11 protein-coding genes are annotated in these 11725 nt (G+C 45.3%); 5 read left to right on the forward strand and 6 right to left on the reverse strand.

Annotated features, from left to right (window positions below; genetic code table 11):
- The first annotated feature begins 31 nt into the window (after nucleotides 1-31).
- On the forward strand, nucleotides 32-1153 hold the full coding sequence (gene queG / locus P5V12_RS14480; protein ID WP_316953796.1) for a tRNA epoxyqueuosine(34) reductase QueG: 1122 nt from the start codon (nucleotides 32-34) through the stop codon (nucleotides 1151-1153).
- Here the strand turns inward: queG and P5V12_RS14485 are convergent.
- The 3 genes from P5V12_RS14485 to orn all read right to left on the reverse strand — a co-directional run bounded on the left by P5V12_RS14485 (nucleotide 1150) and on the right by orn (nucleotide 3585).
- Nucleotides 1150-2367, reverse strand: coding sequence for an MFS transporter (locus tag P5V12_RS14485; protein ID WP_316953797.1), 1218 nt, complete (start codon nucleotides 2365-2367; stop codon nucleotides 1150-1152). The genes queG and P5V12_RS14485 overlap by 4 nt on opposite strands.
- A 121-nt stretch (nucleotides 2368-2488) precedes the next feature.
- Entirely contained in the window at nucleotides 2489-2776 is a 288-nt protein-coding gene (locus tag P5V12_RS14490) for a hypothetical protein (protein WP_316953798.1), read from the reverse strand.
- 263 nt (nucleotides 2777-3039) lie between these two features.
- Nucleotides 3040-3585 (reverse strand): oligoribonuclease, encoded by a 546-nt coding sequence (orn, locus tag P5V12_RS14495; RefSeq protein ID WP_316953799.1) that lies wholly within the window; start codon nucleotides 3583-3585, stop codon nucleotides 3040-3042.
- Between the two features lie 152 nt (nucleotides 3586-3737).
- Here orn and rsgA point away from each other — a divergent pair, with 152 nt between their 5' ends.
- The 4 genes from rsgA to P5V12_RS14515 all read left to right on the forward strand — a co-directional run bounded on the left by rsgA (nucleotide 3738) and on the right by P5V12_RS14515 (nucleotide 7456).
- Entirely contained in the window at nucleotides 3738-4766 is a 1029-nt protein-coding gene (rsgA, locus tag P5V12_RS14500; protein ID WP_316953800.1) for a small ribosomal subunit biogenesis GTPase RsgA, read from the forward strand.
- A gap of 19 nt (nucleotides 4767-4785) precedes the next feature.
- Nucleotides 4786-5628, forward strand: a complete 843-nt coding sequence (locus P5V12_RS14505; RefSeq protein WP_410483296.1) for a sulfurtransferase — start codon at nucleotides 4786-4788, stop codon at nucleotides 5626-5628.
- A gap of 53 nt (nucleotides 5629-5681) precedes the next feature.
- Nucleotides 5682-6551 carry an archaetidylserine decarboxylase gene (asd, locus tag P5V12_RS14510; RefSeq protein WP_316957438.1) on the forward strand — a complete coding sequence of 290 codons (870 nt, stop codon included), beginning with the start codon at nucleotides 5682-5684 and terminating at the stop codon, nucleotides 6549-6551.
- Between the two features lie 62 nt (nucleotides 6552-6613).
- Entirely contained in the window at nucleotides 6614-7456 is an 843-nt protein-coding gene (locus P5V12_RS14515) for a methylated-DNA--[protein]-cysteine S-methyltransferase (RefSeq protein ID WP_316953801.1), read from the forward strand.
- On the opposite strand, the gene P5V12_RS14520 is transcribed toward P5V12_RS14515, so the two are convergent.
- The 3 genes from P5V12_RS14520 to P5V12_RS14530 all read right to left on the reverse strand — a co-directional run bounded on the left by P5V12_RS14520 (nucleotide 7446) and on the right by P5V12_RS14530 (nucleotide 11723).
- Nucleotides 7446-8822 (reverse strand): HD-GYP domain-containing protein, encoded by a 1377-nt coding sequence (locus P5V12_RS14520; protein ID WP_316953802.1) that lies wholly within the window; start codon nucleotides 8820-8822, stop codon nucleotides 7446-7448. The two genes, P5V12_RS14515 and P5V12_RS14520, sit on opposite strands and share 11 nt — an antisense overlap.
- 188 nt (nucleotides 8823-9010) lie before the next feature.
- Nucleotides 9011-10078 (reverse strand): uroporphyrinogen decarboxylase, encoded by a 1068-nt coding sequence (gene hemE, locus P5V12_RS14525; protein WP_316953803.1) that lies wholly within the window; start codon nucleotides 10076-10078, stop codon nucleotides 9011-9013.
- A gap of 226 nt (nucleotides 10079-10304) precedes the next feature.
- A complete protein-coding gene (locus P5V12_RS14530; RefSeq protein ID WP_316953804.1) occupies nucleotides 10305-11723 on the reverse strand; it encodes an FAD-dependent oxidoreductase in 1419 nt (472 codons plus the stop codon).
- Between the last annotated feature and the right edge of the window lie 2 nt (nucleotides 11724-11725).

The following is an 11725-nucleotide window of genomic DNA, read 5'->3' on the forward strand; positions in this document are numbered from 1 at the left end:
TATGCACCCACACAGAACGCCAAACTGAAGTATGTCCACCTCCAAGCTTGACCAATTAACCAACGCCATAAAAAACTGGGCCAAAGAAGAAGGCTTCCAGCAAGTCGGCATTACTAAAGGGGATTTAACGGCTGAACAACCGGCGTATGAAGCATGGTTAAAAAAAGGTTATCACGCAGACATGCAATGGATGGCAGAAAATAAGGAGAAACGACTTTCTCCTGCTCTACTCCATCCAAATACCCAGCGGGTAATTTCGTTCCGAATGAACTACCTCCCACCCGATACGGAACAAATCAAGATATTAAAATCCCCCACCAAAGCCTATGTATCGCGCTACGCACTTGGTCGGGACTACCACAAACTCATTCGTAAACGCCTGGCGAAAATCGCGACCAAAATTGAACAATTTGCAGAAACCCATCTTAATGAAGGACAACCGGAACAGCGTCCGTTTGTCGATAGCGCCCCGGTATTGGAGCGACCACTCGCTGCAATGGCTGGTCTGGGGTGGACGGGAAAGCACACCTTAATCATCCACCCCGAGGCCGGAAGCTGGTTTTTCCTGGGTGAAATATTTACCAGTATTCCTCTTCCTGTTAATGAAGAAAAAGTAGAAAACAAATGTGGAGACTGCGAAGCCTGCTTAAAAGTGTGCCCAACAGATGCATTCCCACAACCTTATGTGCTTGATGCAGGCCGGTGCATTTCCTACCTCACCATCGAAAATAAAGGAAGCATTCCAGAAGAATTTCGCGAACCAATGGGTAACAGAGTATTTGGATGTGATGACTGCCAAGCTATCTGCCCCTGGAATAAATACGCGAGCTTTACTGAGGAAACAGATTTTCATCCACGACACCAATTAGATATCAGCGAATTGATTGATTTATTTAATTGGGATGAAAAGCAGTTTCTGGATAAAACGGCGGGCTCACCGATACGACGGATCGGCTATCAAAACTGGTTGAGAAATCTGGCCGTAGGATTAGGCAACGCCCCATCTCACAATGAAATCGGGCACACCCTCGAACAGAAAAAAGCACATTGTTCCGAATTAGTTCGCGAACATATTGATTGGGCCTTAACCCAACAACACTCACCAAACAGAAAACGAAAACGAAAAATCAAAAAACCAGATGCATCCAACTAGTCCGGCTTATATGAAAAAATCGACAGCACACTAAAACTGGTAAGCAGCACAGCGGTTCCTATCGCAATATTTTGTAACGAGATGTTTTGGTCAATAAGATAACCCAACACGAAAGGAGAAATCGATGTCGACCAAACAACAATCGTGGTTGTCAGAGAACGGATACCACCTATTTTGGCTGTGCCATAAACTTCAGCCCATAACGAACCGGATATAGGGCCAGCACAGCCGATGGTCATACCAATTAGACACAACATACCCCAGGCAACCCACTGCCCTTCCACGAACGCGACAAGTAATAATGCAAAGATCATGGGAATCTGGAAGAAACGCAGCATTTTTCTTGCTGAGTATCGATCAACCAAAATACCGGACGTAATCGAGCTTAGCCAATGCACCACACCGTAGAAAGCAAAACACACAGCGAACCATTCCAGGCTCCAGCCTTTTTCTTTCAGGACAAAGCTCTGCTGAATAAAAATACCTGTCACCACAAAAGGGGCGGAGTTTAATACAGGGATCACTTTCCAGAATCGGGGGTCACGAAGTAATTCTGCCCGTATAGAGCCCTTTGTCGAAGAATCCCCTTCTTTCTTATCGGATTGAGGCCGTAACGCTTCACCAGCGAGCTTTTCACTTTTTTTCAGCAGCAGAAACGAGACAGGAAGCATAACTAACGGAATGGTAGCCGCCCATAGTAACCAGGAATTTTGGTAACCCATATATGCGATTAACAACACCGCTAACGAAGGTAGAATCACCTCACCAACAGGCATAGCCGAGGTTGCCAGGCTAATCGCTTTCCCACGGTTTTGCTCAAAACATCTCGCCATAGTAGTTACCCCAGTGTGAGGCATCATCGCCTGGCCGAATAATCTGACCAGGAAGAATCCAACCAAGAGCATCCAGTATGCGTTCGCCATGGATAACATAAGACAGGCCGAGAAAAGCCCCGCCGCAACAAACAGAACAAAGATTTTTAGCGAGATCCGGTCAATCCAACCACCGACAAACATGACCATAGTGCCACTGATCAATGTCGCAATAGAGTATGTCGAACCATAGTCAGCAGCGCTTAACCCCAGTTTTGCCTGGAAACTTTCTCCATACCAGCTGATAAAGAAAGACTGCCCCAGGTTTCCCCAAAACACGGTGATAAAACCAAAGACCAGAAGAGGCCAACTTGATGACAAGAAATGCAAATACGAGCGCACCGCGATACCCTATAAAAACGGCAAATGGAGGGCCGCGGATTATAATGCGAAATGAGGTTCAGAGCGAAGTAAACCCGCCGCCTTGCTCAGATAACGGGCAAAGCGGCCAAAAGCGACACAACTAATGCCGTATCACAATGTCTGGCTTCGTATTAATGGAACCATCCAGTTCCAAAACACCGAAATTGGTGTGATCAGAATTGGATACAACCGCAATGGGCTCTTGGAAAAGTGGACGACGAATAAATGCGAGCTCCCAACCAAAAGACTCCATTTGCCGCAGTGACATCAACTGGTCTTCGTTCAGGTACCTATCCACATTATGGGGAATTGGCGCCTCGCCTCGCCGGCGGTTGCGCTTCATCGTTCCTGATTCAACGCCTGTATGAGAAGTGACTGAATATGACATAGTCTCATTCCTTCGAGTGGTAAACACATATACTGAGCTTTGCGCCAGTTCACATTTTTGTCAATAAATACGTTAATGACCTTTCGTTATATAAATGATTTTTACGACAAAACAAAAAAACATAACCTTACAGCCATGCGGGCTACGTGGCAGCGTTACTACACATACCCTGCTGTAAGCAGCTCCAAAAAATGCTTGAACAAAGTTCAGATAAAGCCCTCCTTTGGCAAGAGGGTTTTGCCAATTGCTATCAAAAACAACGTTTAAGTGACAATAAAGTGCTCTCGATAATATTGAAGTTCCGCTATGGAGTCTCGGATATCATCCAAAGCAAGGTGGGTTGAGCTTTTCTTAAAGCCCTTGAGTAAATCCGGCTTCCAGCGTGCAGCCAGCTCTTTTAGTGTGCTGACATCCAGGTTCCGGTAATGAAAATAGTTTTCCAGATCCGGCATATGCCTAGCCAAAAAGCGACGATCCTGACAGATGGAATTACCACAGATCGGAGATTTTCCTTGAGGAACCCATTGTTTTAAGAACGCAATGGTATCTGCCTCAGCCTGTTGAGCTGAGATCTGACTCTCTTTAACCCTTTGAGTTAGACCAGACTTCCCATGCTGATTGGTATTCCACTCATCCATCTGCTGTAAAATACTGTCAGGCTGATGTACCGCGTACACTGGCCCTTCGGCAAGAGTGTTCAAGTTTGCATCGGTCACAATAGTCGCGATTTCAATAATCACATCTTCTTCCGGGTTTAAGCCGGTCATTTCCAAATCAATCCAAATCAGATTGCTTTCACTGCTTTGCATAACTTTTTCCGTCACATTGCACTACAATAGGCGTTCAATTGAATCTGTTAACACAAATTTAACATGTTCTAGAATTCTATCAGCAATATCGGGTGAGTACTTAGCAAACATGAAACTATGGATCGAAATCAAAGAAGACAGCCGCCTTACCCATGACTAAAAGAAAGCTAACGAAACAACAATCCCGTCGAATTCGAGAGCAACAGCAAGCCCGACTCAACCGCGCGAAAGAACAAACCGAATTAACGCCCGATGACCAGCTCGGTCCGGAGCTGATTGGACAGGCAGTTGCTCACCATGGAAAAAAAGTGTTGGTTTCACCGCATAATGGCAATTCACAACAAATCATCCATTGTTTTGTCAGAGCGAATGTAAAAAGCATTGTTACAGGAGATCAGGTTGTCTATCGCGAACACGAAGGCAATGGGGTAATTGTTTCTGTCGAGCCGCGAAAAACCGAACTGGTTCGCCCGGACAGTTACGGTAAATTGAAATTAGTGGCCGCTAATGTCGATTTCATGCTGATAACCATCGCCCCGATTCCAGAACCCTACCCGAATCTAATCGATAGATATCTGGTCGCGGGAGAAAACACCGGTATCGAGCCAATTATTCTAATTAATAAAAAAGACCTTATTGCTGGAGAACAGGCGGAAAAAATAGAACAGATCACTCAGCTCTACCAAGAGCTGGAATACAAAGTATTTTTTGTTTCCGCAAAAGCAGGCGATGGTTTTAAACCGCTAAGTCAGTATTTATCCCAGGGGACCAGCATTTTTGTTGGTCAATCTGGCGTTGGAAAGTCTTCAATAATCAAAAAACTGCTGCCAGATGAAGAAATCAAAATTGGTGACCTATCCGATCAGGTCAATAAGGGCAGACACACCACAACGCACTCACAACTTTACCAGTTTGCTCAGGGTGGTAGCTGTATAGATTCTCCAGGGATAAGAGAGTTCGGTCTTTGGCACTTTACCTCTAACCAGGTTTTGGCCGGCTTTAGAGAACTGAAAAGTCTCGAAGGCGAATGCAAATTCCGTGATTGTTCGCACGAACAAGAACCCGGTTGCGCAATTAATCGTGCCTTAGAGGAAAAAATAGTTTCACAAGAACGTTTTGCGAGTTATAAACGTATTCTGAATAGCTTGGATGAAGTCACAATCCAACGCCCACGTCACTAATACACAGAAGACAATAAGTATGACAAATGCGCTTCCTCTGCTTATCGAGCCCAGAGCATTTCATGACCAACTCATGAATAAATCCCTCGCAGGGGTAGATCTACGTATTGTAGATCTAAGCTCAGAGCAGTCTTATCAGGCAGGGCACATTCCCGGGGCAATCCATCTTCCGCCACAGGCAATAATCTCTGGTCAACCCCCTGTACCAGGAAAACTACCCGGCAAAGAACAGCTGGAAAAGGTAATGGGCTTTCTTGGTCTAAAAGACAATACCCACTTCATTGTTTACGACGATGAAGGCGGTGGTTGGGCAGGCCGTTTTATTTGGACACTGGACGCCATAGGCCATAGACACTATTCCTACATTAACGGTGGCATTCTGGCTTGGCGAGCAGAAGGGTTAGCGCTTGAAGCGACAGCAAACAGAGCCGAGCCCACCTCCCCTCACATTGCAATCAATACACAAGTTATCGCAGAAATTCCTGACATACTGGCTAACCTAGGCCAAGATAATTTTGCCATATGGGACGCAAGAAGCCCGGAAGAATACCGGGGAGAAAAAGTGTTTGCTCAACGGGGCGGTCATATTCCTGGTGCCGTAAACTGCGAATGGACGAGTCTTATGGACCCGGAAAATGGCTACAGAATCCGGGACGACGCTGAAGCTCGCCTTGCCATGCTCGGCATTCGCAAAGGTCAAGACATCATCACCCACTGCCAAACCCATCATCGATCCGGATTTACTTATTTAGTCGGTCGACTTTTGGATTTTAATATCCGAGGCTATCACGGCTCCTGGGCCGAGTGGGGAAATCATCCGGACACGCCTATTGAATCATCCTTGGTTCAGCAAGATCAATAATTCGAAAACCAGTTTGTAAACACATGAGCAAATCAGAAACAATCCGTCATTCCCTGAAAAAAACAGCATTTATCGTATTGCAATATATAACCCCGCAGCACGCACTATCGCGACTTGTGGGTTTTTTTGCGAGATCCCAAATAAAGTGGCTAAAGAATTTATTAATTACCAACTTCATCAAAAAATTCGATGTTGATATGTCAGAATCTTTGGTTGAAGATGGAAAACAATTTATACACTTTAACGACTTTTTTTGCCGCCAACTTAAACCAACAGCCAGACCAATTGCACCGGAAAATAACGGTATTATCAGCCCAGCGGACGGAGCAATAAGCCAGGTAGGAAAAATCGAGGAAGGAAGAATCTTTCAAGCCAAAGGGAGAGACTTCACCACCGCGGAGTTGCTTGGCGGAGATAAACACTTGGCCGAAAAATTCACTAACGGCCAATTCACCACCATATACCTTTCCCCCAAAGATTATCACCGGGTACACATGCCTATCGATGGTGAACTCGTATCCATGCACCACATCCCTGGCGCTCTCTTCTCAGTAAACCCAACCACAACGGAAAGCGTTCCAAGACTGTTCGCACGCAACGAGCGGGTAGTCACTATTTTTAAGACCGAATTTGGACCAGTTGCGATTATTCTCGTTGGTGCAATGATTGTGGCTTCTATTGATACAGTTTGGGGAGGACAAATTGCTCCTGCAGGCAGAAAAGTTCAAGTCACAAACTATAATTACCAGTCACCAATACGCTTGAAAAAAGGCCAGGAGATGGGCCGTTTTAAACTCGGCTCCACCGTGATTATGTTATTCCCGGAAAACAGCATGGAATGGGAAGCCGCCTTAAGTGCTGACGACTCTGTACGAATGGGCCAGCTCATAGGCAAGCATAATTCCTCCCCGATCCAAGAGTAAGAAACGGATTGAAAGCGCTTTTGGCATAGTTCACATTAGTGGTAAATTCGTGAGACATAAGCATGAACAACCACACTAACCTAAAGCGCATTTCGCAAGCCATTGATTTTCTGGTTCAACACGAAGATAAACAGCCGAAACTCGAAGATATATCCAGGCATGTAGGGCTTAGCTCGTCCCACTTTCACAAAACCTTTTCCAGATATGTTGGTATTAGCCCCAAGTCATTTCTGCAAAGTTTGACTCTGGAATCAGCCAAACAGCTTCTTTCTCAAAGCTCAACGTTAAACACCAGTATTGAAACAGGTCTTTCAAGTGGTTCTCGGCTGCATGACCACTTTGTCACCTTAGAAGCAATCACACCGGGAGAATTTAAATCCCAAGGACAAGGAATGCGGTTTGAGTGGGGGGTAGTGGAAAGCCTGTTCGGAACAGTGTTTCTGTGCTGGACTAATAAGGGCATTCACCAATTATTTTTTGTTGACTCGACAGCGGAGACGGAATTAAACAGTTTAAGAAAAATGTGGCCTAAAGCAGAGCTTACGCAAAACCTTAGCCAGGCCACGCAATTAGCTGAAAATGTGTTTTCCTCTTTACAGAAGAAGCCATTACAGACACCTCTCTCCCTCTGGGTTAAAGGCACTAACTTCCAGATAAATGTATGGCGGGCACTATTAAAGATTCCCCCAGGTTCTGCAGTGACCTACGGACAAATCGCCAACACGATTGGTAATCCTGCAGCCCAACGAGCAGTGGGCAGCGCCGTTGGGCAAAACCCAATCTCATTTATTATTCCCTGCCATAGGGTCATATTAAAAAGCGGTATCATAGGCAACTACCGCTGGGGGAAAGCCAGAAAACGAATGATGTTAATGATGGAAGAAAAAGAGAAAGCTAGCGGTTAAACAACTTGGCCTTGCTGCGCTTTAATAACGAGATAAGTCCCTTACCCATTTTTTTATCTATGTAGTCATCCCGAACTCTGGCAATATCAATCCCATACGCGCCAGGCTCCAAATCCTGTGCGATATCAATTCGTGTAATTTCAGATGGGTGATATTTCCCGGAATCGACCATATGTTGTTTATGCCTGTCGTCCTCTGCCAAATCCAATAACACAGGCTCATACAAGTGCTCTTTTACAGAATCCAGAACCAGCATCACTTTCGGCTTCAACCGTCGATCAAAGTTTTGCTCAACAACAACACCAACCTCTCCTGTAGATAACTCAACCAGGGTCCCTGTTGGATACAAGCCAATACCACGAATAAATTCGACAACCAGTTCTTCCTGAAACTCAACTTCACGAAGTTCGTAGAGCTTAGCAACGGCTTTCGACGGAGATAGAGGTTGGGATTCACCGCGGGGATTTGTTGTCTCATCATAGAAAGTCACGATCCCTGCAATCTTGCCAAGCAACGGAATTTTATCGCCAACCAAATGCTGGGGAAATCCACTACCGTTTACCCGCTCACAGTGTGTCTTCACTACAGAGGTTACTCTCGGTTTAACATCCGGCATCTTACGAAGGATTTCTACACCGTAATCAATAAACTTTTCGTAAGCCTGTTGCTCCGTATCCGTGCGTTTTTTCTTAGTCAATAAATGCTGCGGCAATTTGGTTTTACCAATGTCCTTCAGCAGTACACCCATTGCCAAAACATCGAGATCGACTTTTGGTAAACCAATATGACGGCCAAATAAAATAGCCCAAACGGCTGAACGAACCGCATGACTATAGGTATATTCGTCTTTTTCTCTTACACGAGAAAGCCAGGTAAACGCATCTGGGCTTCGAAGAACACTGTCCACCATATGACTGGCAACACGCTTGGTTTCACTCAGGGGAACATCGTGGTGATCCCTGTCCACCTGGGCCATGACATCACCAATTGCGTCGTAGACTTGCTGGTGAAGCTCACGTGCCTTGCCAATTTCTTTTTCGATTGGAGTAACTTCGGAATAGACATCACGGCGAATCTTAAGTGGAGCGACATCGACAACACGCGTACTTCTCGGTGCTCTATTGCGTTTAGTCAAACCGGCTTTATCAGAAAGCTTATGCAGTTTGGTTTTAACCGGTGAGGCACCTTTGGCAACGTCAATGTAGACAAAATTACAGTGAACCTTCAGTTCTTTAATTTCATCCAAATCACGAATATAGAAACCCTGCAAAGGGAATGGAGTTTGCGTCCACGGCCGATCCAGACCGGAGACAAACATGCCCACAGTCAACTCGTTTACCGCAACTTTTACCTGTTTAACACCCAAGTACCAACTCCAAAATCAGATTGCCATCGGGTTTTCTGATAACCTTCTTGGCGTAGAACCACACTTTCAGTTAGGAATGATTATAAACTAAGCACCCATCAGAAAGTAAAGCCTTATGACAAGTGGCTTTTAAAAACTCTTAACTGGGTTTGCTGACCACTTTTTAACCTATAACTTTTAGATATATATTAGCTGTTATGGTATTGAGCAGAAAGCTCGTGCACCGCCTCGATAAACGCACCTGCATTTGCCGGATCGACTTCTGGTGTAATACCGTGACCAAGATTAAAAACATGCCCATTACCGTGACCAAAACGCGACAAGATCTGCGACACTTCCTCACGAATCCTCTTCGGAGAAGCATAAAGCACGGAAGGATCCATATTACCTTGCAGCGCTACTTTGTCGCCCACGCGTTGCCGAGCCAAGCCGATATCGGTACTCCAATCTAACCCTAAAGCATCCGCACCGGTATTGGCCATTAACTCCAACCACTGGCCACCGCCCTTGGTAAACAGAATAACGGGAACCCGCCGACCTTCATTTTCTTTTATCAGGCCATCGACGATTTTCTTCATAGGCTTCAGAGAAAATTCCTGATACGCCGCATGAGATAGCGCCCCTCCCCAAGTATCAAAAATCTGAACAGCTTGGGCTCCAGCCAATATCTGGGCATTTAGGTAAGCGATAACTGAGTCAGCCAGCTTATCCAATAGCTGTTCGGCTAACTCAGGCTGGTCAAATAACAACGCTTTAGCCCGGCGAAAATCTTTACTGGAGCCACCTTCAATCATGTAGGTTGCCAAGGTCCACGGACTTCCAGAGAAACCGATTAACGGCACACGCCCTTTTAGTTCACGGCGAATAGTCGTAACCGCATCCACCACATAACTTAGGTCTTGCTCAACATTTACAACGTCTAACGCTTCGATGTCTGCTGCAGTACGTACGGGCTTTCTAAACTTTGGCCCCTCGCCTGTTTCAAAATACAGTCCGAGACCCATTGCATCTGGAATCGTTAAGATGTCTGAAAACAAAATTGCAGCATCAAGCGGGTAACGTTCTAAAGGCTGAAGAGTTACCTCGCAAGCAGCTTCAGGATTAGTACACAAATCCATAAAGCTGCCAGCTTTTTCTCTACTCGCTCGATATTCAGGTAGATAGCGCCCTGCTTGACGCATCATCCAAACGGGGGTCACATCAACAGGCTGACGAAGTAACGCACGTAAAAAGCGATCGTTTTTTAATTCAATCATAAGCTGGTCCGATTTAAGCGTTTATATTTGAAGAAAACCTGTCGATCGAGTAAGAAAATACTCACCACAACTGCTGTATAACCATTCTCAAAGAAAATGGTTTATGCCATAAAAAAATGCCTGATTAGTAAATCAGGCATTTAAACAAACTGGATTTCACCAATTTCTAGAGCTTGTACAAAACTCTCCTGGAAGGACAAATCAGCGACAATCAAGGCTCCGGAAATTAAAGATCGAGATATTCCAAAATACCTTCAGCAGCTTCACGCCCTTCCCAAATAGCTGTTACCACAAGGTCAGAACCACGAACCATATCACCACCGGCAAATACTTTCGAATTACTGGTTTGGAACTTGTACTGCTGTTTTTCTGGCGCCTCAACACCACCCCAGTGATTAACCTTAATACCATGCTTTTCAAACCATGGAGCCGGGCTGGGTTTAAAACCAAATGCCACTAATACAACATCCGCAGGAAGAACCTCTTCGCTACCGGGAATAGGTTCGGGTCTACGTCGACCATTTTCATCTGGCTCACCAAGCTGAGTGGTTACAACTTTAACCCCTTCGACTTTATCTTTCCCAACTATCGCAATAGGTTGACGGTTAAATAAAAACTCAACGCCTTCTTCTTTGGCATTCTGTACTTCACGGCGAGAACCAGGCATATTTTCTTCGTCACGACGATAAGCACAAGTAACACTCTCTGCCTGTTGACGAATAGAGGTGCGATTACAGTCCATAGCGGTATCACCGCCACCGAGGACAACCACTTTTTTACCTTGTACGCTAATGAATTCCGAGGCGTCTTTTTCAAAACCCAAGTTACGATTAACGTTAGAAATCAAAAATGGAAGTGCGTCGTAAACACCAGGAAGGTCTTCTCCAGGGAAACCACCTTTCATGTAGGTGTAGGTCCCCATACCCATGAATACCGCATCATACTCTTCAAGAATTTCTTCTATGGAAATATCTTTACCCACTTCGGTATTTAATCGGAATTCCACACCCATTTCGGTGAAAACTTCACGACGACGAGACATGACGGTTTTTTCTAATTTGAATTCAGGAATACCAAACGTCAGCAGCCCACCAATTTCAGGATAACGATCAAACACCACAGGTTTCACACCGTTGCGGACTAGGATATCTGCACACCCCAAACCAGCGGGGCCAGCCCCAATAACCGCGACTTTTTTATCCGTCCATACCACTTTTGACATGTCCGGCTTCCAGCCCAAAGCAAAAGCTGTGTCAGTAATATATTTCTCAGTATTACCGATGGTTACCGCACCAAAACCATCATTCAAGGTACACGCACCTTCACATAAACGATCTTGAGGGCAAACACGACCACAAACCTCGGGCAAAGAGTTGGTTTGATGACAAAGATCTGCCGCCTCCATCACATTGCCTTCTGCAACCAGCTTCAGCCAGTTTGGAATATAGTTATGAACGGGACACTTCCACTCACAGTAAGGATTACCGCAGCCTAAACACCGTTCAGATTGGTCAGCAACCTGCTCTTCGGTGAAGGGTTTGTAGATTTCCACAAATTCTGTTTTTCGGGTGGAAACATCCTTTTTATCAGGATCCTTCCGACCAACATCAAGAAATTGGAAATCGTTATGTAAACGGTTACCCATAG

This window comes from Teredinibacter sp. KSP-S5-2 (genome assembly GCF_032773895.1).
GTDB lineage: Bacteria > Pseudomonadota > Gammaproteobacteria > Pseudomonadales > Cellvibrionaceae.